We start from the raw sequence: 25,030 nt of genomic DNA, 5'->3' as shown, positions 1-25,030 counted from the left end.
CCGGACGGCCGGTGCGATGGGCGACATCACGATCATCGAGTGGTCCGGCCGGTGTCCGATGCGGACTCGCTTTTGTCCTCATCGACCGTCGCCACCTCGGACTCCGCACCGTCGCCGGCCTTGGCCGATCGATGCGCTTCGACATCTCCGGCGGCGTCGCCGCCGGAGCGCTCGAGATCTTCATTGAGCCGCGCGATTTCCGCCACACGTCCGCGCTCGGCCTCGTCGTCGAAACTGTCGGGAAGCCGACGAATGCGCTTGTTCATGTTGCGGATCAACGCGACCGTCGCTATGCACATCAGGACGATCAGGAACAGGCCCATCGGGCCGGCGAGCCCGCCGTCCCGGGTGTCCCCGAAGTTGTTGGCCGCGAAAATGTCCACGTCCCCAAGAGTACTGCTCAGGCCGCTTCGACCTTCTCCCGGATGCCCGCGAACAGGTCGGACTCCGGAACCGGGCTGTCCACCAGCGAGCGGGCCAGCTCGAAGTCCTCGGTCGGCCACACCTTCTGCTGCATCTCCAGCGGGATGTGGAACCAGAACCCGTCCGGGTCGACCTGGGTGGCGTGCGCCCGCAGCGCGTCGTCGCGGATCGCGAAGTACTCCCCGCACTCGACCCGAGTGGTGATCTTGTCGCCCCGGTCCTGCCGGTCCGACCACTTCTCCAGCCACTCCGCGTACGGCGACTCCAGGCCGGCCGCGAGCATGCCCTCGTGCAGCGCCAGCATCCGGGCCCGGGTCCAGCCGGAGTTGTAGTACAGCTTCAGCGGCTGCCACGGCTCGCCCAGCTCCGGGTAGAGCTCCGGGTCGCCGGCCTGCTCGAAGGCGACCACCGCCACCTTGTGGCACATGATGTGGTCGGGGTGCGGATATCCGCCGTTCTCGTCGTAGGTGGTCATCACGTGCGGCCGGAACTCGCGGATCAGCTTGATCAGCGGTTTCGCCGCCTCCTGCGGGTCCTGCAGGCCGAAACAACCCTCCGGCAGCGGCGGCAGCGGGTCACCCTCGGGCAGCCCGGAGTCGACGAAGCCCAGCCAGGCCTGGTCCACCCCGAGGATCTCGCGGGCCCGGTCCATCTCCTTGCGCCGGATGTTGGTGATGTCCGCCAGCACCTCGGGGCGGTCCATCTTCGGGTTCAGCACGCTGCCGCGCTCGCCACCGGTGCAGGTGGCCACGAGCACCTTGGCCCCCTCGGCGACGTATTTCGCCATCGTGGCGGCGCCCTTGCTGGACTCGTCGTCCGGGTGGGCGTGCACAGTCATGAGACGCAGTTGCTCAGCCACAGTTGTTAAGACCCTCTCGACCTGGCCTGCCAGCCAGCAGGCCGAGCTCGGCTGCGATGATGAAACACTGCCATTCTTGCCGATCCCCCGACGACAAACGCACGAGAGGGCTGCCAGGTGAGCGAGACGCGCGCCACAACCCCGGTTTTCCCGCCCGGGCGGTATGGCCGGCGCCGGGACGGCCGCCGGCGCCGCCCGCTGGCCCTGATCGTGGCCGCTGTCGTCTTCGGCGTCGGCGCCCTCGGGCTGACCTGGGCCTATTACCAGAAATTCGGGCAGACCAACTACAGCCCGGAGATCATCGGCTGGAACGAGCCGGCCGACACCGCCATGGTGATCAAGTTCCGGGTCCGGGTGCCGGCCGGCGAGACCGCCTCGTGCGTGCTGCGCGCCCGTGACTACCAGGGCTACGAGCTGGGCACCCGGACCGTGACGGTGCCCGCCCCGGACGGCGGCGGCGAGGTGGTGGTCGCGGAGACCGTGCCGACCACCGCGCGCGCCTCGGTGGGCGACGTGATGAGCTGCCGCCCGGCCGGCTGACCCGGTCCGGAGATCGACCGAGCCGGCGTACGGCGTACCGCTGGTAAGGTTGGTGATTCGCTGCGTTTCCGACGCACTCAGTTGTGCACTGCCCGTCCCAGCTTTTCGCACTTCCTGTCCAGCAAGGAGATCGACCGTGTCCAGTTCCCAGGCCCCGAAGACCTGGCTCTCCCAGGACGCATACGACCGGCTGCAGGCCGAGCTCGACGAGTTGATCGCAGGCCGGCCGGCGATAGCGGCGGAGATCAACGCCCGGCGCGAGGAGGGCGACCTCCGGGAGAACGGCGGCTACCACGCGGCCCGCGAGGAGCAGAGCCGCCAGGAGGGCCGGATCCTGTACTTGAAGGAGTTCCTGCGCAACTCCGAGGTCGGCGAGGTCCAGGCCGCCGACTCGGTGGTGCCCGGCTCGGTCGTGACGATCTACTTCGACGACGACCAGGCCGACACCGAGACGTTCCTGCTCGGCTCGCGGGAGATCTCGTCGACCACCGACCTGACCGTCTACAGCCCGGAGTCGGCGCTCGGCAAGGCGATCCTCGGCGCCCGCCCCGGCCAGACCGTGACCTACACGGCCCCCAGCGGCGCCGACATCAAGGTCACCGTGGTCAAGTTCGGCGCCTTCGAGGGCTGACCCTCACCAGTTCGCGGCAACGAGCTCGCGGCGCACTCGCTCGTAGTGCGCCGCGAGCTCGTCGTCCATCCGGGCCCGCTCCGCCTCGGTCAGCACCACCGCGGCCGGCTGCGCCTCCCGCCCGGCGATCAGCCCGGCCCGCAGGCCGAAAGGCGGATGAGAGGCGAAAAGCGACGCTTCGGTACGCCGACTGAGCTGTCGATACGCCGGAACGTCCGCGGACAGCCCGGTCCGCGCCTGTCCCGCCGCAGTCCGCCAGGCCGCCGCCCCGTTCCCGGCCCGCGCCTCCCGCCGCACCACGGTGTCGATCGCCTCGTCGAACAGGAACTGGTCGCACAGCCGGATCGCGGCCTCGCTGCCGGCCGCCCGCGCCGCCATCTCGTCGGCCAGGTACTCGGCGCGCTGCGAGTCACGCATGCTGATCCACACCAGCACCAGGTGCACCGACAAGAAGAACCTGGCCGCCGTCCGGGCCAGGAAGTCGACCACCATCTCGACGAAGCCGCTGCGACGTCCCCGGGGCGCCAGCAGGTACGCGACCTGTCCGAGAGTGGTCACCGCAGCCTGGGTCACCACCCCGCGCCGCACGTCCCCGTTCACGAAGTGACCCAGCTCGTGCCCGAGCAGCGCGACCCGTTCCTGCGGGTCCAGCACCGCCCAGAGCGGGGCGCCCAGGCAGAGCACCCGCTGGCGGCGCACCCCGATCGTCGCGGTGAACGCGTTCCGGTCGGCGGAGAGCAGCACCACGTCCGGTATCGGCGCGCCGATCGCCCCCGCCACCCGCTCGATCACGTCGAAAAGCGCTGGCGCGGTGGCCCGGTCCAGCTGCTGCGCGCCCGCAGCGAGCCGGGACAATCGGCCCAGCCGCGGCCGGAGCACCACCGCGATCAGCACCAGCACCAGCCCGATCAGGTTGACCGGCGTGAAGAAGTCGTAGGTGAGCAGCCAGACCCCGGTCACCAGCAGCGCGCCGACCGCGGCGAGCAGCACCACGGACAGGACGATCGTGGCGATCCGGGCCGCCGATGCCCGGCGGCCGGCCAGCGGCGCGCCCTTGAGCTCGGCGAACTGCCGCTCGGTCAGCCAGTACGCGGTGCCGAACAGGCGCCGGTCCACCCAGCGCCAGCCGATCTCCGGCGCCCGGTCCGCCTCGAACCGGTCCAGGTTCCACTCACAGGCCGGGCACCAGGGCTCGGCGGACCGCTTGCTGATCGTCGCCGCCGCGCACTTCGGGCAGCTCTCCCCCACCGACACCATCGACACGGGTCAAGATCATCCAGGGCGGGGCGGCGACCCGCAACCCCGGGGTCAGGGGGTGGCGTCGGCCAGCAGGGAGACCCGGTAACCGGCGTCGCGGAGGGCGCTGATCAGCGCCGACGAGTGGGCCGGGCCGCGGGTCTCGACGGACAGCGCCACCTCCACCTCGCCGAAACCGAGCCGCGGGCTCTGCCGGGAGTGCACCACGTCGACGATGTTGGCCCGCTGGTCGGCGATCTCCCGGAGCATCCCGACCAGCTGGCCGGGCCGGTCGGTGCAGCGGACCGCGAGGCGCAGGTAGCGCCCGGCCGAGGCGAGCCCGTGCTCGATCACCTTGAGCAGCAGCATCGGGTCGATGTTGCCGCCGGACAGGATCGCCACCACCGGGCCGCCGTCGCGAGCCGGCACGTACGCCCCGGTGAGCAGGGCGGCCACCGCGGCCGCGCCGGCCGGCTCGACCACCATCTTGTGCCGCTCCAGCAGCACCAGCAGGGCCGCCGACAGGTCCTCGTCGGTGACCGTGACCACCTCGTCGACCAGCTTCGCGACGTGCGCGAAGGTCAGCTCGCCGGGCCGCATCACCGCGATGCCGTCGGCGATGGTCAGGCACGAGTCCAGCTTCTGCGGCGCGCCGGCGGCCAGCGAGGGCGGGAAGGCCGCCGCCCCGCTCGCCTGCACCCCGACGATCCGCAGGTCGGGCCGGAGCGCCTTGGCCGCGACCGCGAGACCGGAGATCAGCCCGCCGCCGCCGACCGCGGTGATGATGGTGGCCGCCTCCGGGCACTGCTCCAGGATCTCCAGCGCCACCGTGCCCTGGCCGGCGATCACGTCCGGGTGGTCGAACGGGTGGATCAGCACCGCGCCGGTCTGCCGGGCGAAGTCGGCGGCCGCGGCGAGCGCGTCGTCGACGCTGGTCCCGGCGTACTCGACGGAGGCGCCGTACCCCTTGGTCGCGGTCACCTTGGGCAGCGGCGCGCCCTCCGGCATGAAGACGGTCGCCTTGATGCCGAGCAGCCCGGCGGCGAGCGCCACGCCCTGCGCGTGGTTGCCGGCGCTGGCCGCGACCACGCCCCGGGCCCGCTCCGCGTCGGAGAGGCGGGCGATCCGGGTGTAGGCCCCGCGCACCTTGTACGACCCGGCCCGCTGCTGGTTCTCGCACTTGAGCCAGACCGGCACCCCGGTGATCTCAGTGAGCGGGCGGGAGGTCACCAGCGGCGTGGTCTTCACGACCCCGCCGAGCAGATCCCGGGCGGCTTCGACGTCGGCCAGGGCGAGCAGGTCGGTCATGGCTGCCCATCCTGCCACCCGGGCCGGCGGCGTCACACGAGGGCGTGACGCTGCCAGGGGTTCTGCACCTCGAACTGCCCGGCCACGGAGAGCAGCAGCAGCTCCGAGTCGGGCGGGCCGACCAGCTGCACGGCCAGCGGCAGCCCGTCCGGCCGGAAGCCGACCGGCACCACGATGGCCGGCAGCCCGGCGAAGTTCCACGGCGCGGCGTACGGCGCGTACTCCGCGTTCGCCCGCATGTTGCGGTACCACGGGATCGACGAGTACTGCAGGGCCGGCGGCGGCGCGGTGGCCAGCGCCGGGGTGAGCAGCAGGTCCACGTTGCGGTCGGCGAAGAACCGGATGGACCGCTCCCGCCACCCGTCGCGCTGCGACTGCCGGACCAGGCCGGCCCGCATCGCCGCCTTGCCCAGCCGGATGTGCCGCTGGGTGCGCGGCTGCAGACTGCGCAGATCAAGACCTTCCGAGTTCCGGTACGCCCCCGCGAACCAGGTGGCCAGCACGCCGAGCTGCACCCCGGTGGGGTAGCGCGGATCCGCCTTGATCGTGTCGTGCCCCGCCTCGACCAGCAGTTTCGACGCGGTGGCGACCGCCGAGACGTTCGCCTCGTCCGGTTTCACCCCGGAGATCGGCGAGCGCAGCGACACGCCGACCCGCAGTTTCGCCGGCTCGACCAGTTTCACCGGGGCCTGCCCGGAGAGCACGCTGAAGCCGAGCGCGGCGTCCGCCACCGTGGTGGTCAGCACGCCGTTCTCCACCAGGCCGAACCAGTCCATGTCGCCGAAGTCGACCGGCACCACGCCGCGGCCCGGCTTGAGCCCGACCAGGCCGCAGCAGGCCGCCGGGATCCGGATCGAGCCGAGCCCGTCGTTGCCCTGGGCCATCGGGACCAGCCCGGCGGCCACCGCGGCGGCCGAGCCACCGGACGAGCCGCCGGGGGTGCGCTCCAGGTCCCAGGGGTTGCGGGTGGCCCCGTCCTCGTCGTCGGTGACCGCCCAGAGGCCCATCTCCGGCATCTTGGTGACGCCGACCACCACCGCGCCCGCCCCGCGGAGCCGGCGGACCACCTCGTGGTCCTCCTCGGCCACCTCGCGGGTGCGGGCCGCGGCCGAGCCGTGCCAGGTCGGCAGGCCGGCCACGCCGGTGTTCTCCTTGACCGCCACCGGCACCCCGGCCAGCGGCAGGTTCGCCAGGTCCTCCTGCTCGTCGACCTTCTCCGCCTCGGCGATCGCCTCACCGCCGCGGACCACCCGGAACGCGCCGAGCGCCGGGTCCGAGATGGCGATCTGTTCCAGGTGGTCGGCCACGACCTGGGTGGCGTTGGTATCCCCGCGCCGCACCGCCCGGGCGATCTGCTTCGCGGTGGCGCCCACCCAGGTCGTGCTGTCCATGCGCGAACTCTCCCGCGTCCCGAAGTCCCTAGCCGAGCGCCTGCTCCAGATCGGCGAGCAGATCGTCAACGGTTTCGATGCCGACAGACAGTCGCACGAGATCGGCGGGAACTTCAAGCGCTGAGCCCGCAGCCGACAGATGTGTCATCTGCCCCGGGTGCTCGATCAGCGACTCGACGCCGCCCAGCGACTCGGCGAGCACGAAGAGCTTCGCCCGGTTGCAGATCTCGATCGCCTGCTCGGCGCCACCCGCCGCGCGGAACGACACCATGCCGCCGAACCGGCGCATCTGCTTGGCCGCGGTCTCGTGACCCGGGTGGGTGTCCAGCCCCGGGTAGAGCACGCTGGACACCTTCTTGTGCTCGCTCAGGAAGCCGACGATCCGCTCGGCGTTGTCACAGTGCCGATCCATCCGTACGCCGAGGGTCTTGATCCCGCGCAGGGTCAGCCACGCGTCGAACGGACCGTTCACCGCGCCCATCGCGTTCTGGTGGAAGCCCAGCTCGTCGCCGAGGCCGGGGTCCGCCACCACCAGCGCGCCGCCGACCACGTCGGAATGTCCACCCAGGTACTTCGTGGTGGAGTGGATCACCACGTCGGCGCCCAGCGCGAGCGGCTGCTGCAGGTACGGCGAGGCGAACGTGTTGTCCACCGCGAGCAGCGCGTCGTACTCGTGGGCGAGCGCGGCCAGCGCCGGGATGTCGGCGATGTTCAGCAGCGGGTTGGTCGGCGTCTCGGCCCAGATCAGCCGGGTGTGGCCGGGGCGGAACGCGGCGCGCACCGCGTCCGGGTCGTCCAGCGGGGCGGCGGTCCAGTCCAGGCCCCAGCGCTCGGCGACCTTCGCGAAGAGCCGGTAGGTGCCGCCGTACGCGTCGTTCGGGATGACCACGTGGTCGCCGGGCCGGCAGATCGTCCGCAGCAGGGTGTCCTCGGCCGCGAGGCCACTGGCGAAGGCCAGCCCGCGCCGGCCGCCCTCGATCGCCGCGAGGCACTCCTGCAGCGCGTCCCTGGTCGGGTTGCCGGACCGGCTGTACTCGTAGCCGAGCCGCGGGGCGCCCACCGCGTCCTGTGCGTACGTGCTCGTCTGGTAGATCGGCGGAACCACCGCGCCGGTGCGGGGGTCCGGGTCCTGGCCCGCGTGGATGGCGAGGGTGTCGAACCCGTACTGATCGGTTGTCATGTAGCGCAAGGCTAGTCTCACTCCGTGGCGGACTGCGTGTTCTGTGGAATCGTGGCGGGCGATGTCCCGGCGTTCAAGGTCGCCGACGAGCCGTCCGGGCTGGCCTTCCTCGACACCCGGCCGGTGTTCAAAGGGCACGTCCTGGTGGTGCCCCGCCCCCACATCGTCCAGCTCACCGAGCTCCCCGCCGACCTGATCGGCGGGTATTTCGGGCTGGTGCAGCGCCTCAGCGCGGCGGTGCCCGCGGCCCTCGGCACCACCGGGACCTTCGTCGCGATGAACAACCTCGTCTCCCAGTCGGTGCCGCACCTGCACACCCACGTCGTGCCCCGGACCAAGGGCGACGGCCTGCGCGGGTTCTTCTGGCCCCGGCACAAGTACGCCGGCGACGAGGAGGCCGCGGAGTTCGCCGAGAACATCGGTAAGGAATACCGCCGCCTCGGCGTTACAGACAGCGGACGAAGGGAGTGACCGTGTTCCTGCGGCACAAGAAGCTTGACCTGCCCACCGCCGAGACCGCCCTGCCAGGCCGGCTGATCTCGATGCCGGTCGCCGACAAGCACGAGGTCCTGGGCACCCCGCTGGAGGGCCCGTGGCCGGTCGGCTACGAGGTCGCCGTCTTCGGGATGGGCTGTTTCTGGGGCGCCGAGCGGATCTTCTGGCAGCTGCCGGGCGTCCACTCCACCTCGGCCGGGTACGCCGGCGGGTTCACCGCCAACCCGACCTACGAGGAGGTGTGCTCGGGCACCACCGGCCACACCGAGGTGGTCCAGGTGGTCTACGACCCCAGCAAGATCAGCTACGAGCAGCTGCTCAAGGCGTTCTGGGAGAACCACGACCCCACCCAGGGCATGCGCCAGGGCAACGACGTCGGCACCCAGTACCGCTCGGCGATCTACACCACCACCGAGGCGCAGGCCGAGACCGCCCGCGCGTCGCTGGCCGCCTTCCAGCCGGTGGTCACCAAGGCCGGCCTCGGCGAGATCACCACCGAGATCCGCCCGCTCGGCGACTACTACTTCGCCGAGGACTACCACCAGCAGTACCTGGCCCCCACCAAGAACCCGAACGGCTACTGCAACCACGGCCCCAACGGCCTGTCCTGCCCGATCGGCGTCGCCAAGACCGAGGGCTGACCGCACGGCGCCGCGCCGGATCTTCCGGCGCGGCGCGTTTGACCGGAAGTGTTCACGCCGTCGAGGTACAAAAATCGACAGGTCCCGACCTCCCGCCGCACACTCGGAAGTGAGACGGGCGGGAGGTGGATCGATGTCAGCGAGCCTTTTTCACCACGACGAGCGGTTCCGCGACTCTGACGAGCGGGACGCCTGGGCACAGGCCGAGGCGATGCTGGAGCAGGCTCGGGCGATGATGCGCGAGGCCGAGAACGCGCTGAACATGTGGAAGACCGGCAAGGAGATGAACCGGCTGCGCTGCGAGCGCCGGGGCATCGGGACCACGGACGCGGAGATCCGCTGGTCGGCGTCGACGGCCGCGAAGAACGCGATCACCAACAACAACTTCTACGTGTCCTTGGCGAGCATGTATTACGGGGCGGCGTCGGCCAACTATTCCCGCGCGCTCTACCTGCACACCAGCCGCTCGGCCCGCCTCTGAGAGCGGGAGTCCGGAAGCGCCTACCCGCGTACCGGGAAACAGCCCGCAGCGGAGCGGGAACCGGTCAGCGGTCCGGGTTGGGGGCGTCGTGCTCGGCCGTCGGGGCGGCGTCCGGACGCGGCGGCGCGGCCTGCGCCGGGCCCGCCGGCGCCGCGAGCGCCAGCCCGAGCACCGCACCGGCTCCGATCAACCGCAACCCCGCGAGCGGGACCTGGCGACGATCCGACTTCTCCATACAGCGACTCCCAACAACCGAGGCAGAATTTCACGATGCCAGGGCAACCTGAGACATCGCTGTGTCGAAACGGTCCGGGCGGGCACCATTGATCGGGTGGAGACCGCGACCGAGACCGAACGCAAGTACGACGTCCCCGAGTCCTTCGAACTTCCGGACCTGACCGGTGTCGCCGGCATCACGCGGTCCGACGGCGCCGAGACCCACGACCTCGACGCCACCTACTTCGACACGCACGACCTCCGGTTGACGAAAAACCGTCGGACTCTTCGCCGCCGCTCCGGGGGGCACGACGCGGGCTGGCACCTGAAGACGCCGGCCGACGGCAGCGGCCGCAAGGAGCACCGGATGCCCGGCGCGAGCGAGCAGGTCCCGGACGAGCTGCGCGCCCTGGTCCGCACCTATGTCCGGCGCCACCCGCTGGAGCCGGTGTGCCGGCTGCGGACCCACCGGGTGGAGACCCCGCTGCGCGACGACTCCGGCCGCACCCTCGCACTGATCGCCCAGGACCAGGTCCGGGCCGACGCCGGCGACGACCACAGCGCCTGGCAGGAGGTCGAGGTCGAGCTGGTCGACGGCGACGAGAAACTGCTCGCCGCGGTGGAGAAGGTGCTGCTCAAGGCCGGTGCCACGCCCGCTGCCGGCCCGTCCAAGCTGTCCCGCGCGCTGGCCGGCCGGCTCGCCGCGTCCCAGCCGGACCGGCACGACAAGATCAACCCCGTTTCCCGGTACGTCCGCGAGCAACGTGACGCGATCATCGAGCACGATCCGGCGGCCCGGCGGGGTGACGAGGAGGCCGTGCACAAGATGCGGGTCGCCACCCGGCGGCTGCGCAGCACGCTGAAGAGTTTCCGCCGCTGGTTCCCGGAGCCGGCCACCGACGGGCTCGGCGACGAGCTGCGCTGGCTGGCCGGGACGCTGGGCGCGGTCCGCGACCCGCAGGTGCTGGAGGGCAAGCTGCTGGCCGGGCTGGGTGACGCCGGCCCGGAGTTCCAGTCCGCCGGCAACCGGATCCGGGCGGCGCTGGAGCACCGGGTGGCCAAGGGCCGCGAGGAGCTGGTCGCCGCCCTCGACTCGGACCGCTACCTGGAGCTGCTGGACCGGATCGACGCGCTCGCCGACACCCCGCTGCCGGACACCCGCAACCCGGCCGAGCGGGCCCGCAAGGTGCTCGCCAAGGCGGACGAGCGGCTGGACACCGCGCTGGCCGACGGCGTCGACGAGGAGCTGCACGCGGCCCGCAAGAAGTACAAGCAGGCGCGGTACGCCGTCGAGCTGATCACCCCCGAGTCCGGCAAGCCGGCCAAGCGGCTGGTCAAGTCGCTGACCGCCCTGCAGGACGGCCTGGGCGCGCACCAGGACTCCACGATCGCCCGGGAAACACTGCATGAAATCGGGCCGGACAGTTTCTATTTCGGCGTTCTCTACGGCCGGCAGGAGGCCGTGGGTAAGGAGACTCTCATCGCTGTCCCCGCGCTGGTGCGGGCGTCACGGCGTAAAAAGGTCCGTCGTTGGCTGGTGAAGGCGTGAGACATGAGCACTGAAGTCGACCGTGAATACGAAGAGGCGATCACCCACCCCTACGCGGGGCCGATCGCCGAGCTGACCGGCTACCGGGTGGTCGACGACGAGGACGACGACCCCCGGCTGCTGAAAGCCGACGGCAGCCCGGTGGACACCTGGCGGGAGGACTATCCGTACGACGAACGGCTGTCCCGCGCCGAGTACGACCACCACAAGCGGCTGCTGCAGATCGAGCTGCTGAAGCTGCAGAACTGGTGCAAGGACACCGGGGAGCGCCTGGTCATCCTCTTCGAGGGCCGGGACGCGGCCGGCAAGGGCGGCACCATCAAGCGCTTCATGGAGCACCTCAACCCGCGGGGCGCCTCGGTGGTCGCGCTGGAGAAACCTAACCAGCGGGAGAGCACCCAGTGGTACTACCAGCGCTACATCAAGCACCTGCCGTCCGCCGGTGAGATCGTGCTCTTCGACCGGTCCTGGTACAACCGGGCCGGCGTCGAGCGGGTGATGGGTTTCTGCGACCGCAAGGAGTACCTGGAGTTCCTCCGGCAGACCCCGGAGCTGGAGAGGATGCTGGTCCTCTCCGGCATCAAGCTGGTCAAGTTCTGGTTCTCGGTGACCCAGAAGGAGCAGCACACCCGGTTCGCGATCCGCCAGGTCGACCCGGTCCGGCAGTGGAAGCTCTCGCCGATGGACCTCGAGTCGCTGGACAAGTGGGACGACTACACCGAGGCGAAGGAGGCGATGTTCTTCTACACCGACACCGCCGACGCGCCGTGGACCGTGGTGAAGAGCAACGACAAGAAACGCGCCCGCCTGGAGGCCATGCGGCACGTGCTGTGCCGGTTCGACTACGACGGCAAGGACGAGGAGGTCGTCGGCAAGCCGGACCCGTTGATCGTCGGCCCCGCTTCCCTGGTGGTCGAGACGACCGAGGACGGCCCTCGCGTATTCCCGCGGCTCTAGTGATTCAAAACCGTTGGCGGGGACGGCGGCGGGTGGTTAACGTGGCCGTACACGTGAAGGGAGGTGGTCCGAAGTTGTATAGCAACGGGACTCGTGAGGTGGCTGTCCGCTAGCCGCTGTCCTTGACAGCTTCGTTTTGAATGCGTCGAGACCGTGTGGCAGCGGCCCGGCGAGTACCAGACAGCCACCCGACCCCCGGGGATCCGGCCTTGTCCGACCGGACCTCACTCGCTCGCGAGTGTGGAAGTCCCCGGGGGTCGCTTCATTTCTGTTCCTGGATCGGCGCAGCCGGGGGTCTCTGATGCGTGAGCTGGTCGTTCTGGGCACCGCCAGCCAGGTGCCGACCCGGCACCGCAACCACAACGGCTACCTGCTCCGCTTCGACGACGAGGTGATCCTCTTCGACCCGGGCGAGGGCACCCAGCGCCAGCTGCTGCTGGCCGGCCTCCCGGTGACCCCGATCACACGGATCTGCGTCACCCACTTCCACGGCGACCACAGCCTCGGCCTGCCCGGCATCCTGCAGCGGATCTCACTGGACCGGGTGCCGCACCCGGTGTCGGTCCACTACCCGGCCGGTGGCCAGGAGTTCTACGACCGGCTCCGGCACGCCACGAGCTACTGGGACAACGCCGACATCGTGCCGTCGCCGGTGGGCGCGGCCTTCGTCGCGGAGACGTCCGCGGGGCGCCTCACCGCCCTGCCGCTGCATCATTCGATCGAGACGTACGGCTACCGCCTCACCGAGCCGGACTCCCGCCGCATGCTCCCCGACCTGCTCAGCGCCCACGGGATCAGCGGCCCCGCCGTCGGCGAGCTGCAGCGCACCGGCCGCGCCGGCCCGGTCACCCTGGAGCAGGTGAGCACCGTCCGGCCCGGCCAGAGCATGGCCTTCGTGATGGACACCGGCCTGTGCGACAACGTCTACGCCCTGGCCCAAGGGGTGGACCTGCTGGTCATCGAGTCGACGTTCCTGGCCGAGGACGCCGGGATGGCAGCCCAGGTGGGTCACCTGACCGCCGGGCAGGCGGCGGCGGTGGCCCGGGAGTGCGGGGTGCGGCACGTCGTGCTGACCCACTTCTCGCAGCGCTACCAGGACCCGTCCCGTTTCCTGGAGGAAGCCCGCAAGGAATTCGACGGCCCGATCACCATCGCCGAGGATCTGCTGCGCGTCCCCTTCCCGGGGCGTCGTTGATCGGGTGTTGGGGGTTCGCACTGACCGGGGACGCTCGTCCACCCTCGTCACACGCCGCTGACCAGTCACGCGCGGCTTCCACACGCAGTCGGCTCACGGCGCCCTGACCAGTCACACGCCGCTCCCACACGCCGTTGACTCACGGCGCCCTGACCAATCACGCGCCGCTCCCACACGCCGTTGACTCACGGCGCCCTGACCAATCACGCGCCGCTCCCACACGCCGTTGACTCACGGCGCCCTGACCAATCACGCGCCGCTCCCACACGCCGTTGACTCACGGCGCCCTGACCAATCACGCGCCGCTCCCACACGCCGTTGACTCACGGCGCCCTGACCAATCACGCGCCGCTTCTACACGCATCATCGACCGACGGCGCCCGGCCGCCCGCGCACGCCGAGGACGAGCAGACCCTGCGCTGCGGGCTGCATGTATCGGCCGGTTCCACCCGTCATGATCACGGCCACGCCACCACCACAGAACCCGCCCTCCCAGGGGGTTGCCCCCGCTCGACAGTGTCACGGGGAAAGGGCGGGCGTGCGGGGCGACCTGTGGACGAAGCAGCATTGTGGACAACCGGCTTTCGCTCGGTTCGCGGCACTAGTGTCGTTCGCATGAGCGTTCTGCTGCGTCCCGCTGCCGAGACCGATCCGATCCGGGTCGGTTTTCTGCATCAGCGTTCCCGGGTGGCTGCCTACTCCGGCTTCATCAGCCGGGAGGTCCTCGAGGCACGCACCGCTGAGTCGTTCGGCGAGTGGTGGGCGGAGCGCTGGCGCTGGGAGCAGGAGACACACCGGATGACGCTCGCCGAGGTGGATGGCGAGCTGGCCGGCTTCAGCTACATCGGCCCGAGTGAGACTCCGGGCGCCGTCGAGCTCTACGCCATCCACGTCGATCCGGACCACATCGGCACCGGCGTCGGCCGCGCGCTGATGATCCACGCGTTGAAGGAGCTGCCCAGCCTCGGCGGCGACCGTGCGGTCCTCTGGGTGCTGAGCGAAAACCATCAGGCCCGCCGCTTCTACGAGAACGGCGGCTGGCACCCCGACGGCGCCACCCGCACCGAGCCCATCAACGGCGTCCCAGTCCCCCAGCTCCGCTACTCACACCCGCTGTAGGCCCGCCGTAGCAGTCCAGTGCCCCGGGAGACCGATCCAACGGCCGGTCGTCAACGCGGAAACTCACGGCGTGGTGGATGGCTCGCTCTCCATCCCGCCCGGTCGCCGGCCCGATGGCAGAGGAAAGGCAGACGGTCCGGCCCGGACGACGGGCGGACGGCGGTGGGTAGCTGGACCGGAGGAGGCAAGCGGCCAGGAGGCATGCGGTTCGGTCCGGGAAGCTGGACCGGAGGAGAGAAGCGGCCAAGAGGTACGCGGAAGCGGCGCGGGTCACGAAGAAGCGGACACGGCGCGAGGTCACGCAGAAGCGAAAGCGGCGCGGGGACGCGGACGCGGCGCGGGGACGCGGACGCGGCTTGGGACGAATGGAAGCGCCCGCCGCTTTGGGGCGGCGGGCTGCTGGTTGGGCGGGAACGCGCGACCGAGTGAATGCGGGGGAACCTGTAGTCACGCGCTCCCGCCAACCGCCCCGCTCGAACCGGTGCGCCTGGCCGGAGGCGCGGGATCAGCGGAGGCGTGCTGATCCCTGCCCGGTTCGGAGCGGGCTTGGGCGCGGGAATACCGGAGCGCTGGCGGGGCGCACCGGCGTCACCGCCGGGAGACGTTCGCCGGGCCGGGAAGCCAAGGCTTGCCGGGGGACGGTCAAGCTCGTCGACGACGTCGAAGTCTCAGTCCAGGTACCTCCGATGGTGGTGGTTGTGTTCCAGGCGGCCGCGATCGGTCATCGAGGCCGGCAGGCTGTTGCGGTCGTGGCGCAGGGTCCAGGCCTCGCGCCAGGGGCGGCGGGACACCGCGTCGGCGCGCTCCGCCAGCCGGCGGGCCGAGCACGGCCAGCGCCATCCACACCAGACACAGTTGCCGTCCGGTCCGGCTGTCAGATGCCGGCCGAGCATCTGCTGCGCGTCCTGCCACAGCAGCCGATCCACGATGTCGGCAGGCGCCGCCTCGTCGACGTCGACCATCCCCTACCCCTTCGTCCGGGAGTGGCTCATAGCTCCGTCACGACACATACAACCGCATGGGGTCCTCCGCTGGTCGGACTGTCTGTGCGATTGTGGCGACTATCTGTAACCGCTGATGTCCACAGTGTCCGCGGTGCCGTGTTCGCCGACGGCGGACGATCCATCGGCATCGACGTGGGCGGACTCGGCGTTGACCCGGACATGGACACCGAAGAATCCGAGGCGCTCGATGCCTACAGCCGCATCGTCACCGGTGTGGCCAGCCGCCTCCTGCCCTCGGTGGCGGCACTCACGATCAGTTCCCCGCGCGGCGGCGCCGGCTCCGCGGTCACCTTCACCGACGACGGCTTCCTGCTGACGAACGCGCACGTGGTGGCCGGCGCCACCACTGGTTCGGCGGCCTTCGCGGACGGCACCGACACGGCCTTCGACGTGGTCGGCGCGGATCCGCTCTCCGACCTGGCGGTGGTCCGGGTGCACCATCCGGGCGCGCCGGCCGCGCCGCTCGGCGACGCGGACCGGCTGCGGATCGGTCAGCTGGTGGTGGCAGTCGGCAACCCGATGGGTTTGGCCGGCTCGGTCACCGCCGGGGTGGTCTCCGGGCTGGGCCGTTCGCTGCCGGCCCGGGACGGCCGCCGGGTCCGGATCATCGACAACGTCATCCAGACCGACGCCGCGCTGAACCCCGGCAATTCCGGCGGCGCGCTGGCCGATTCGACCGGCACGGTGGTCGGGGTGAACACCGCGGTTGCCGGGTACGGGCTGGGCCTGGCCGTCCCGATCAACGACACCACCCGCTCGATCATCGGCGAGCTGGTCGCCACCGGCCGGGTCCGGCGCGCCTGGCTGGGCGTGGCCGGGGTGCCCGCTCCGCTGCCGCCACCACTCGCCGAGCGGCTGGGCCAGAAACAGGGCCTGCGCGTGGTGGAGGTGGTGCCGGGCAGCCCGGCCGGGCTGGCCGGGATCTACCTGGGTGACGTGCTGATCACGGCGGGCGGCCGCCCCACCACGTCGGTGCAGGCCCTGCAGCGGCTGATGCTGGGCCCGGCGATCGGCGTCGACCTGCCGATCACGCTGCTACGACGCAACGCCTTGGTGGACGTCCTCACCGTCCCCACGGAGTTGCCCTGACAGGCCGCAATTCGCCGCCGGCGGGCCCAGCGATCGGCGTCCACCTGCCGATCACGCTGCTGCGACGCAACGCCTTGCCGACGTCCTGACCGTCCCCACGGAGTTGCCCTGACAGGCCGCAATTCGCCGCCGGTGAGAGGGGCACGGTTTTTCCGACGCCGCGGGGTGTGCGGTGGCGGAAAAACCGCGCCCCTCTCACCGGTTACAAGGCGAATTGCCGCGGAGCGAAGCGAAGCCAGCCAGCTCAGCATTGCCGCGAAGCGAAGCGAAGCCAGCCAGCTCAGCATTGCCGCGGAGCGAAGCGAAGCCAGCCAGCTCAGCTCAGCTCAGATGCGTCAGCAGGTCCTGCCGGGTCAGGACGCCGGCCGGCTTGCCGTCGACCAAAACCATCGCGGCGTCCGCCTTCTCCAGCAGGGCCACCGCCTCGCTCACCGGCTCCCCGCCACCGATCATCGGCAGCGACTCGCCCATGTGCCGCTCGATCGTGTCGTGCAGGTGCGCCTGACCGGTGAACAGCGCGTCCATCAGCGCCTTCTCCGAGATCGACCCGGCCACCTCTCCGGTCACCACCGGCGGCTCGGCCTTGAGGACGGGGAGCTGACTGACGCCGTACTCCCGCATGTAGTCGATCGCGTCGCGCACCGTCTCGGTCGGGTGCACGTGCACCAGCGGCGGGATCTCGGCGCCCTTGGCGGCCAGCGCGTCGGCCACCGTCGGGGCGTCGCCGGGGGTGCGCAGGAAGCCGTACCGGGCCATCCACTTGTCGTTGAAGATCTTGGAGAGGTAACCGCGGCCGCCGTCCGGCAGGAGCACCACGACCACGTCGTCCGGGCCGGCCTTGCGGGCCACCTCGAGCGCCGCGACCACGGCCATCCCGCACGAGCCACCGACCAGCAGGCCCTCCTCGCGGGCCAGGCGGCGGGTCATCTCGAACGAGTCCGAGTCGCTCACCTTGATCACCTCGTCGGTGACCGACTGGTCGTAGGCGGTCGGCCAGAAGTCCTCGCCGACGCCCTCCACCAGGTACGGCCGGCCGGTACCGCCGGAGTACACCGAGCCCTCCGGGTCGGCGCCGATCACCCGGACGTCGCCCTGCTCCTTGAGGTAGCGCCCGACGCCGCTGATCGTCCCGCCGGTGCCCACCCCGGTCACAAAGTGGGTGATCTTGCCGTCGGTCTGCTCCCAGAGCTCCGGGCCGGTCTGCTCGTAGTGCGACCGCGGGTTGGCCGGGTTGCTGTACTGGTCGGGTTTCCAGGCGCCCGGGATGTCCCGGGTCAGCTGGTCGGAGACGTTGTAGTAGGAACGCGGGTCCTCCGGGGCCACCGCGGTCGGGCAGACCACGACCTCGGCGCCGTAGGCCCGCAACACGTTCTGCTTGTCCTCGCTGACCTTGTCCGGGCAGACGAAGACGCACTTGTAGCCTCGCTGCTGCGCCACCAGGGCCAGGCCCACCCCGGTGTTGCCGCTGGTCGGCTCGACGATCGTGCCGCCGGGCTTGAGCAGCCCCGCGGCCTCGGCGTCCTCGACCATCCGCAGGGCGATCCGGTCTTTCACCGAACCGCCGGGATTCATGTACTCGACCTTGGCCAGCACGGTGGCACTGATGCCCTCGGTCACGCTTTTGAGCCGGACCAGCGGGGTGTTGCCGATGATCTCGACCACGTTGTCGTAATAGCGCACGCTTCAGCGTACGACGACGGGCTTGGTCACCCGCTCCCACTCCAGGAACCGCTCGGTCTCGCTGAGCACCGTGCCGGCCAGCCAGGTGATCGCCACCGCGTCGTCGACCAGCCCGAAGACGAACAGGACGGCCTCCGGCACGGCGTCGATGGGCGAGATCACATAGGCGGTGGCGGCGGCCATCAGGGCGAGCCGCATGCCGCCGTCGTACTCACCCTTGGCGGTGGCCTTGAGCATCCGCGGGATCGCGGCGAGCCGCCTGCTCAGCGACGGTCCGCCGCGGGCGCCGGCCATCAGGGCCCGGCCGAGTGCGGTGAAGGCCGCCGTACGTTTCAGAGTTTTGGCCATGTCTGTTCCCCTTTCCGCAACTCCAGCATGACTTGGGTACGCCATGATTGCCTCTCGCCATCGCGAGTTAGCCTCGAATCCCGACGCCAGGTGCCGATCTAGGCCGTGCCGGACGGCTCCCACACCCGGGGAGCGAACGCCGGGCCGGATGGTTCCCTTCGGACGACAGCGAGGGAGACTGTGAACACCATTGTCATCAGCACGGGCACCCGGCAGCGGATCAAGGCAGCCGGGCAGATCGCCGGGGTGCTCGCCGGCCTCACCGCCCTCTCCGCCGGCCTCCTGATGCGCCAGGCCGCCGACGCGCGCCGGATCATCCCGCTGGCCGAGGCGCCACCGCCCCGGGGCGACGGCGTCTACGGCGCGAAATTTCCCGGCCGGCCACTCAACCTGGTGATCCTCGGTGACTCGTCGGCGGCCGGTTACGGCGTGCACCGCCCGCGGGAGACACCCGGCGCGCTCTTCGCCACCGGCATCTCCCGCCGCCTGCACCGCCCGGTGCGGCTGCACCGGCTGGCCGTGGTCGGTTCGGTCTCGGCCGGCCTGCCCTGGCAGGTGGACGCCGCCCTGGACTACCAGCCGGACCTGGCGATCATCCTGATCGGCGGCAATGACGTCACGCACTTCTCGGCGCGGGCGTCCGCGGTCACCCACCTCGGCGACGCGGTGCGCCGGCTGCGCGAGGCGGGGTGCCGGGTGGTCGTCGGCACCTGCCCGGACATCGGCGCCATCCAGCCGATCAAGCCGCCGCTGCGCTGGCTGGCCCGGCGCTGGAGCCGGCAGCTGGCGGCCGCGCAGACGGTCGCCGTGGTCCGCGCCGGTGGCCGGACCGTGTCGATCGGCAACCTGCTCGGCCCGATGTTCGAGGCCGACCCCGCACGGATGTTCGGCTCGGATCGTTTTCACCCGTCCGCCGAGGGGTACGCACGAGCTGCGGCCGTCATGATGCCGACGGTGATGGCTGCCCTGGGCGAGGACGACCGGCCCGCCGTGCCGCTCGCCGAGACGGTGCGCACCCTGCCGGAGGCGGCCGACGAGGCGGTCCGCGCGCCGGGCACCGAGGTCAGCCCGGTCCGGGCCGGCGGGCGCTGGGCACAGTTGCGCCGGCACCCGTGGTTCGGGGAGTCGCGGCACTGGTTCGGCTCGGGATCGAAGCCGGGTGCGGCCAGCGCCGTAGGGTAGAGAAGAAGGATCATCGAAGTCGACCGGACGCAGGGAGGCGGGACATGGCTGGGCTGCCGGAACGATTGACCAAGGCCGCGGCCACGAGCCTGCTCGCCGGCGCGCTGGGCGGCGCCGCCCTGCTCGCCGGGGAGATGCTGGCCGCCAAGGCCCGCCGCTACGCCAAACCCACCATGGGGCTGGCCCTGCGCACGTCGATGGGCCCGGCCGGCGCCCCGCCGCTGCGGCTGGTGCTGCTCGGCGACTCGGCCGCGGTCGGGGTCGGCGTGGAGTGGCTGGCCGACACGGTCGGCGGGCAGCTGGCCCGGCTGGTCGCCGACGGCACCCCGGAGACCGGCCCGCGGCACGTGCTGCTGTCCAGCGTGGGTGTGGCCGGCTCGCGGTCGATGGACCTGGCCACCCAGGTGGCCCGGGCCCTGCTCGGCACCCGGCCGGACGTGGCGGTGATCCTGATCGGCTCGCACGACGCCACCTCGCTGCGCGCTCCGGAGGAGGCGGCCGGCCACCTGGCCCAGGCGGTCCGGCGGCTGCGCTCGGCCGGCGTGCAGGTGGTCGTCGGCACCTGCCCCGACCTGGGCGCGATGCGCTCGATGGCGCCGCCGCTGCGGCAGATCGCCGGGCTGCTCGGGCGCCGGATGGCGCGGGCCCAGGCCAAGGCGGTGACCGAGGCCGGCGGCTCGGTGGTCGATCTGGGCGCGGAGACCGGCACGGTGTTCCGGGCCGACGCGGGGACGCTCTGCTACGACGGGTTCCACCCGTCCGCGGACGGCTATCGGGTGTGGGCGCACGCGCTCTATCCGGCGGTAGCCAAGGCCACGATGAGCGGTGTGTGAAGCGGGTGTGACAAATCCACACTTCCGACCATGTTACCCGTAAGTAAACTGGGACCATGCCGGAAGCTGTCATCGTCGCCACTGCCCGCTCACCGATCGGCCGCGCCCACAAGGGCTCGCTCAAGGATCTGCGCCCCGACGACCTCACCGCCACCATCGTCGACGCCGCGCTCAACAAGGTGCCCCAGCTTGACCGCGCCCTGATCGAGGACCTCTACCTCGGCTGCGGCCTGCCCGGCGGTGAGCAGGGCTTCAACATGGGCCGCGTGGTCGCCACCAAGCTGGGCCTGGACGGCCTGCCCGCCGCCACCATCACCCGTTACTGCTCGTCGTCGCTGCAGACCACCCGGATGGCGTTCCACGCCATCAAGGCCGGTGAGGGCGACATCTTCATCTCGGCCGGTGTGGAGACCGTGTCCCGGTTCGCCCGGGGCAGCTCCGACGGCCTGCCCTCGGCCGCCCAGGCCCTGGTCGGCGGCGGCTGGGAGAACCCGGCCTTCGAGGAGGCCCAGGCACGCACCGCGGCCACCGCGAAGAACGGCGGGGTCTGGCACGACCCGCGCGAGGACGGCCAGCTCCCGGACATCTACATCGGGATGGGCTACACCGCGGAAAACCTCGCCCAGCTGAAGAACGTCTCCCGCGAGGAGATGGACGAGTTCGGCGTCCGCTCGCAGAACCTGGCCGAGAAGGCCATCGCGAACGGCTTCTGGGCCCGCGAGATCACCCCGGTGACGCTGCCCGACGGCACCGTCGTGTCGAAGGACGACGGCCCCCGCGCGGGCGTCACCCTGGACGCGGTCTCCCAGCTCAAGCCGGTCTTCCGGGAGGACGGCCGGGTCACCGCCGGCAACTGCTGCCCGCTCAACGACGGCGCCGCCGCGCTGGTCATCATGAGCGACACCAAGGCCCGGGAGCTGGGCATCACGCCGCTCGCCCGGATCGTCTCCACCGGCGTCACCGCGCTCTCCCCGGAGATCATGGGTCTCGGCCCGGTGGAGGCCTCCAAGCAGGCGCTGAAGCGGGCCGGCATGACCATCGACGACGTCGACCTGGTCGAGATCAACGAGGCGTTCGCGGCCCAGGTCATCCCGTCCTACCAGGATCTGGGCATCCCGCTGGAGAAACTGAACGTCAACGGCGGCGCGATCGCGGTCGGCCACCCGTTCGGCATGACCGGCGCCCGGATCACCGGCACCCTGATCAACTCTCTCGACTGGCACGACAAGTCGATCGGCCTGGAGACCATGTGCGTCGGCGGCGGCCAGGGCATGGCCCTGATCATCGAACGCCTCAGCTGACCGGTCCCGGATCCGGCCTCCGGCCGCCTTCCGATCCGATCCGACCGCTCCACACCGGGCCCGGCGTCTCCGCGCCGGGCCCGCCCCATTCCCAAGACAATTTCCGGTACGCCCGCCGCCCGCCCCTTTCGGCGCGCCGCAACTGACCACTTTCCGGTACGCCCGCAGCCCACCTTTTCGGCGCGCCGCAACTGACCACTCTCCGGTACGCCCGGCGCCCGCCGCCGTCCGATACGCCCGCAGCCCCACTTTCCGGCAAGCCCGCGGCCAGCGGCCTTCCGGGACGTCCCCCGGCCGGCTATCTTCCGGCACCTCGGTCAACAGCCCGTGATTCCGGGTACCGGGGTCGACGAGACCGGGCGCATCGACAAGGCTGAGCGGATGAGCGTGACCATCGAACCGGCGCATCCCGGCGATCCGGACTTCGTCCAGTTGGTGCGGCTCTTCGACGACTACCGGGCGCACTACGGCGAGACGCCCGAACCGGCCCGGACCGCCGGCTGGCTGTCCGAGCGGTTGCGCTCCGGCGAGTTGCGCGCCTTCCTGGCCTTCCCGGCCGCTCCCACTCCCTCAGCGGCCTGCGGTTTCGTCACCACCGCCGTGTTGCCGGCCTCCTTGCGGCTGGCCACCTTCTGGATGATCCGCGACCTCTTCGTGAGTCCCGGCCAGCGACGCGGCGGCACCGCCCGGGCTCTCCTGGACCACGTGGTCACCGAGGCCCGAGCCGCCGGCGCCCTCCGCGTCTCCTTGCAGACCGAACCGGACAACACCCCGGCCCTGTCCCTCTACAAGTCAGCCGGCTTCCACCCGGTCGACGGCCTGACCAACCTCAGCCTGCCTCTCCCCACTCCCCCACACACCACCTGACCAGCCAGCGGCCGGTCCGGAGGCACACCGGCCCCACTGGTCCGCCCGGCCACCTGAACCCAGCAGAGACCACAGGCACACGGGACCCTCTGGCACGCTCGGCCACCTGAACCCAGCGCAGACCACAGGCACACCGGCCCCACAGGCCCGCGCGGCCACTTGAACCCAGCAGAGGCCGCAGGCACACCGAACCCCCTAGCACGCTCCGCCACTTGAACCCAGCAGAGGCCAAAGGCGCACCGAACCCGCTGGCATGCTCGGCCACTTGAACCCAGCAGAGGCCGCAGGCACACCGGACCCGCTGGCCCGCTCGGCCACTTGAACCCCGCAGGGGCCGCAGGCGCACCGGGCCGCCTGGCGCGCTCGGGCACGGCTTCATGGTGATCAGCGGCGGGGCGGCCACACGTGAGCGCGGCCGGCGGGGCGTCAGAGGGTTTGGCGGACCTCGTCGACTGCGGCTGTGGCCCTGGTCAGCAGGTCGACGGTGGGGTCGGCGGCGATGATGTCGTCGGCGATGACGCGCAGCTGGTCGGGCAGCACCAGGTCGTGGGCCCGCGGGACGGGCCGGGACGCCCGCCCTTCCGCCTCGGCGCTCAGGTCGGCCAACCGCTGCACCAGCGCGAAGACCAGATCCCCCCGGGTCCCGGCACCGGCGCCGGCCGCCCAGCGCGTCTCCTCCCAGTGCCGCACCTGGGCCAGCAGCCGCTCGACAGAAGTCGCGAACTCGGACATCCGGCGAGCCTACCCGCCACCCGTCGCCGCCGATCACTCCGCCGCTTCGCCCCTGAGCAGCCCCGCACCCCACGGGCGGTGGCGCCGGTAGTGGGGTCGGCGGCCCGCCCACTCACTACCAGCCCGCACGATCCGCCCTCCCCACCGGCCGGGAGCCCGCCCCACGACGCGAAGTCCGCTGGGAACTCCGGCACGCGGCGCGGTCACGGCCCCGGCTGGCTTCCAGGGGTGTTTCGGCCGCCGGGACACACCCCCTCACGGCCAGCCCGCCAGACAGTCGAGGGAGGGAGCCCGGCTCCGGTCGTACCGGAAAGTGGTGTCGGAAAGCGCACCGTGACCGAAGCGGAATGCGGAACCGTCAGCGAACCGAATGTCGCAGCGGGTGACCAAAGGGACAACCAGCAGTAAAGGCGATCCGCGCGAAACGAAAGGGGAACGGATATCCGGTGCCTAATCGGAGAACAAAGCCTCATCGGCGCAGAACAGCAATCGACAGCGAATGAGAAAAGAGGGGCGATGAGAAATGCGGCAGCCGCGGCGACGCACAAGGGCGAGGGCCGGGGGCTGACGCGTAGGGCAGAGCCGGGCCCGGACGACGGGCGGCAACCGGCCCAGAAGATGACGGGCGGACGCCGGGAAAGGGCGACGCCCGGACCGCGAGGCGGGCCGGGCGTCAGGTGGATCGGGGCGACGCCCGGACCGCGAGGCGGGCCGGGCGTCGAGTGGATCGGGGCAACGCCCGGTCCGCGGGGAGTCGGGCCGGGCGTTGCGGATTGGCGACTGGTGACGAACCGTCAGTCGTCGCCCTGGAGGTAACTGAGCAGGCGCAGGATCTCGATGTAGAGCCAGACCAGGCCGACCAGGATGCCGAAGGCCGCGGTCCACGAGTAGCGCCGCGGGAGGCCGGCGCGGACGCCCTCCTCGATCTCGTTGAAGTTGAGGATGAAGCTCAGCGAGGCGACCACGATGCAGACCAGGCTGAAGATGTAGCCGAGCGGGCCGTTGTCGCGCAGGCCGGTGTTGACGCCGAACAGGTACAGCACGAAGTTGATCAGCATGACCCCGAAGAGGCCGGCCATCACCGAGATCATGATGCGCTGGAACTTCGGCGTGGCGCGGATGACCCGGGCCCGGTAGAGCGCCGCCATCAGGAAGAAGACCCCGAAGGTGGCGACCACCGCCTGCAGGATGATGCCGTCGTAGCCGAGGATGCTCTCGAACGCCTTGCTGACCATGCCGACGAAGACGCCCTCGACCACCGCGTAGGTGATGACGAGCGCCGGGTTGGCCATCCGCATGAACGAGATGACCATGCCGAGCACGATGCCGACCATCGCGGCGCCGATCCAGGCGACGCCGGTCAGCGAGGTCGGGATCAGGTTCCACGCGGCGACCGCGGAGATGCCGGTGATGCCGAGCAGCGTGACCGTCTTGACGACCACGTCGTCGATGGTCATCGGCTGCACGGAGGGCGGGGCGGCGGCGTAGCCATCAGCGGTCGGGTACGGCTGCCCGTACGCCGGCTGACCGTAGGCGGGCTGGCCGTAGCCCGGCGCGCCGTAACCCGGCTGACCGTAACCCGCGTGCCCGGCCGGCCCGTGTGGCCCGTACCCGGCCGTCCGCTCCCGCTCGGCCGCCTGGCCGAGGCGCGAGAGCACCGGGTTAGAAGTCTTCACTGTGTCCAGCCTCCCTTGAGGGTTCGGCACAACAATGCCTGTCGCTCCAGGGTAAGCGCTGTGCGGCCGGACCGCCGCTCCCGGGAGCTGTGAGCAG

The 25,030-nt window shown here is 71.1% G+C and carries 26 protein-coding genes; 14 read left to right on the top strand and 12 right to left on the bottom strand.

Features of this window, described 5'->3' with window-relative positions; all coding sequences use genetic code 11:
* Window positions 1-32 precede the first annotated feature (32 nt).
* Both BJY16_RS12440 and mca read right to left on the bottom strand, forming a co-directional pair.
* Window positions 33-383, bottom strand: a complete 351-nt coding sequence (locus BJY16_RS12440) for a hypothetical protein (RefSeq protein WP_185039613.1) — start codon at window positions 381-383, stop codon at window positions 33-35.
* Window positions 384-400: 17 nt separating this feature from the next.
* Window positions 401-1,282, bottom strand: a complete 882-nt coding sequence (gene mca / locus BJY16_RS12435) for a mycothiol conjugate amidase Mca (RefSeq protein WP_185039612.1) — start codon at window positions 1,280-1,282, stop codon at window positions 401-403.
* A gap of 117 nt (window positions 1,283-1,399) precedes the next feature.
* On the opposite strand from mca, the gene BJY16_RS12430 reads away from it, so the two are divergent.
* Complete coding sequence (locus BJY16_RS12430) at window positions 1,400-1,822, top strand: DUF4307 domain-containing protein (RefSeq protein WP_185039611.1); 423 nt, start codon at window positions 1,400-1,402, stop codon at window positions 1,820-1,822.
* 136 nt (window positions 1,823-1,958) lie between these two features.
* Complete coding sequence (greA, locus tag BJY16_RS12425; protein WP_185039610.1) at window positions 1,959-2,453, top strand: transcription elongation factor GreA; 495 nt, start codon at window positions 1,959-1,961, stop codon at window positions 2,451-2,453.
* 3 nt (window positions 2,454-2,456) lie between these two features.
* On the opposite strand, the gene BJY16_RS12420 is transcribed toward greA, so the two are convergent.
* Genes BJY16_RS12420 through BJY16_RS12405 form a run of 4 tightly spaced genes read right to left on the bottom strand, consistent with a single transcriptional unit; the run spans window position 2,457 to window position 7,568 of the window.
* Window positions 2,457-3,710, bottom strand: a complete 1,254-nt coding sequence (locus BJY16_RS12420; RefSeq protein WP_185046410.1) for a M48 family metallopeptidase — start codon at window positions 3,708-3,710, stop codon at window positions 2,457-2,459.
* Window positions 3,711-3,761: 51 nt separating this feature from the next.
* On the bottom strand, window positions 3,762-4,997 hold the full coding sequence (ilvA, locus tag BJY16_RS12415) for a threonine ammonia-lyase (RefSeq protein WP_185039609.1): 1,236 nt from the start codon (window positions 4,995-4,997) through the stop codon (window positions 3,762-3,764).
* 32 nt (window positions 4,998-5,029) lie between these two features.
* The gene (locus BJY16_RS12410; RefSeq protein ID WP_185039608.1) at window positions 5,030-6,388 is read right to left on the bottom strand and encodes an amidase; all 1,359 of its coding nucleotides are present in this window, start codon (window positions 6,386-6,388) and stop codon (window positions 5,030-5,032) included.
* Between the two features lie 28 nt (window positions 6,389-6,416).
* Complete coding sequence (locus BJY16_RS12405; RefSeq protein ID WP_185039607.1) at window positions 6,417-7,568, bottom strand: cystathionine gamma-synthase; 1,152 nt, start codon at window positions 7,566-7,568, stop codon at window positions 6,417-6,419.
* Between the two features lie 24 nt (window positions 7,569-7,592).
* Here BJY16_RS12405 and BJY16_RS12400 point away from each other — a divergent pair, with 24 nt between their 5' ends.
* From BJY16_RS12400 to BJY16_RS12390, 3 genes are all read left to right on the top strand, one after another.
* Window positions 7,593-8,039: an HIT family protein gene (locus BJY16_RS12400; RefSeq protein ID WP_185039606.1), complete on the top strand. Its 447-nt coding sequence runs from the start codon at window positions 7,593-7,595 to the stop codon at window positions 8,037-8,039.
* Window positions 8,040-8,041: 2 nt separating this feature from the next.
* A complete protein-coding gene (gene msrA, locus BJY16_RS12395) occupies window positions 8,042-8,704 on the top strand; it encodes a peptide-methionine (S)-S-oxide reductase MsrA (protein ID WP_185039605.1) in 663 nt (220 codons plus the stop codon).
* Between the two features lie 133 nt (window positions 8,705-8,837).
* Complete coding sequence (locus BJY16_RS12390; protein WP_185039604.1) at window positions 8,838-9,185, top strand: hypothetical protein; 348 nt, start codon at window positions 8,838-8,840, stop codon at window positions 9,183-9,185.
* Window positions 9,186-9,249: 64 nt separating this feature from the next.
* On the opposite strand, the gene BJY16_RS12385 is transcribed toward BJY16_RS12390, so the two are convergent.
* Complete coding sequence (locus BJY16_RS12385) at window positions 9,250-9,420, bottom strand: hypothetical protein (protein ID WP_185039603.1); 171 nt, start codon at window positions 9,418-9,420, stop codon at window positions 9,250-9,252.
* Between the two features lie 96 nt (window positions 9,421-9,516).
* Between BJY16_RS12385 and BJY16_RS12380 the strand changes: the two genes are divergently transcribed.
* From BJY16_RS12380 to BJY16_RS12365, 4 genes are all read left to right on the top strand, one after another.
* Window positions 9,517-10,950, top strand: a complete 1,434-nt coding sequence (locus tag BJY16_RS12380; RefSeq protein ID WP_185039602.1) for a CYTH and CHAD domain-containing protein — start codon at window positions 9,517-9,519, stop codon at window positions 10,948-10,950.
* Window positions 10,951-10,953: 3 nt separating this feature from the next.
* Window positions 10,954-11,907, top strand: coding sequence for a polyphosphate kinase 2 (ppk2, locus tag BJY16_RS12375; protein ID WP_185039601.1), 954 nt, complete (start codon window positions 10,954-10,956; stop codon window positions 11,905-11,907).
* A gap of 301 nt (window positions 11,908-12,208) precedes the next feature.
* On the top strand, window positions 12,209-13,102 hold the full coding sequence (locus tag BJY16_RS12370) for a ribonuclease Z (protein ID WP_185039600.1): 894 nt from the start codon (window positions 12,209-12,211) through the stop codon (window positions 13,100-13,102).
* A 615-nt stretch (window positions 13,103-13,717) separates the two neighbouring features.
* Entirely contained in the window at window positions 13,718-14,221 is a 504-nt protein-coding gene (locus BJY16_RS12365; RefSeq protein WP_185039599.1) for a GNAT family N-acetyltransferase, read from the top strand.
* Window positions 14,222-14,889: 668 nt separating this feature from the next.
* Here BJY16_RS12365 and BJY16_RS12360 read toward each other — a convergent pair.
* Complete coding sequence (locus tag BJY16_RS12360; protein ID WP_185039598.1) at window positions 14,890-15,183, bottom strand: hypothetical protein; 294 nt, start codon at window positions 15,181-15,183, stop codon at window positions 14,890-14,892.
* 201 nt (window positions 15,184-15,384) lie between these two features.
* On the opposite strand from BJY16_RS12360, the gene BJY16_RS12355 reads away from it, so the two are divergent.
* Entirely contained in the window at window positions 15,385-16,314 is a 930-nt protein-coding gene (locus BJY16_RS12355) for a S1C family serine protease (protein ID WP_185039597.1), read from the top strand.
* 321 nt (window positions 16,315-16,635) lie between these two features.
* Here BJY16_RS12355 and BJY16_RS12350 read toward each other — a convergent pair whose 3' ends face one another.
* Complete coding sequence (locus BJY16_RS12350; RefSeq protein ID WP_185039596.1) at window positions 16,636-17,994, bottom strand: cystathionine beta-synthase; 1,359 nt, start codon at window positions 17,992-17,994, stop codon at window positions 16,636-16,638.
* A gap of 3 nt (window positions 17,995-17,997) precedes the next feature.
* On the bottom strand, window positions 17,998-18,342 hold the full coding sequence (locus tag BJY16_RS12345; RefSeq protein ID WP_185039595.1) for a YkvA family protein: 345 nt from the start codon (window positions 18,340-18,342) through the stop codon (window positions 17,998-18,000).
* A gap of 180 nt (window positions 18,343-18,522) precedes the next feature.
* Here BJY16_RS12345 and BJY16_RS12340 point away from each other — a divergent pair, with 180 nt between their 5' ends.
* From BJY16_RS12340 to BJY16_RS12325, 4 genes are all read left to right on the top strand, one after another.
* Window positions 18,523-19,524, top strand: a complete 1,002-nt coding sequence (locus tag BJY16_RS12340; RefSeq protein ID WP_373873463.1) for an SGNH/GDSL hydrolase family protein — start codon at window positions 18,523-18,525, stop codon at window positions 19,522-19,524.
* A 44-nt stretch (window positions 19,525-19,568) separates the two neighbouring features.
* The gene (locus BJY16_RS12335; protein ID WP_185039594.1) at window positions 19,569-20,357 is read left to right on the top strand and encodes an SGNH/GDSL hydrolase family protein; all 789 of its coding nucleotides are present in this window, start codon (window positions 19,569-19,571) and stop codon (window positions 20,355-20,357) included.
* A 56-nt stretch (window positions 20,358-20,413) separates the two neighbouring features.
* Window positions 20,414-21,658, top strand: a complete 1,245-nt coding sequence (locus BJY16_RS12330) for an acetyl-CoA C-acetyltransferase (protein ID WP_185039593.1) — start codon at window positions 20,414-20,416, stop codon at window positions 21,656-21,658.
* A gap of 381 nt (window positions 21,659-22,039) precedes the next feature.
* Complete coding sequence (locus tag BJY16_RS12325; RefSeq protein ID WP_185039592.1) at window positions 22,040-22,525, top strand: GNAT family N-acetyltransferase; 486 nt, start codon at window positions 22,040-22,042, stop codon at window positions 22,523-22,525.
* A 426-nt stretch (window positions 22,526-22,951) separates the two neighbouring features.
* Here the strand turns inward: BJY16_RS12325 and BJY16_RS12320 are convergent, their stop codons facing one another.
* The gene (locus BJY16_RS12320) at window positions 22,952-23,257 is read right to left on the bottom strand and encodes a hypothetical protein (protein WP_185039591.1); all 306 of its coding nucleotides are present in this window, start codon (window positions 23,255-23,257) and stop codon (window positions 22,952-22,954) included.
* 794 nt (window positions 23,258-24,051) lie between these two features.
* Complete coding sequence (locus BJY16_RS12315; protein ID WP_185039590.1) at window positions 24,052-24,933, bottom strand: Bax inhibitor-1/YccA family membrane protein; 882 nt, start codon at window positions 24,931-24,933, stop codon at window positions 24,052-24,054.
* Window positions 24,934-25,030: the final 97 nt, after the last annotated feature.

This window comes from Actinoplanes octamycinicus (assembly GCF_014205225.1).
Lineage (GTDB): Bacteria > Actinomycetota > Actinomycetes > Mycobacteriales > Micromonosporaceae > Actinoplanes > Actinoplanes octamycinicus.
The sequence above is the reverse complement of the archived record's forward strand: the minus strand, read 5'-3'. Positions and strand labels throughout refer to the sequence as shown.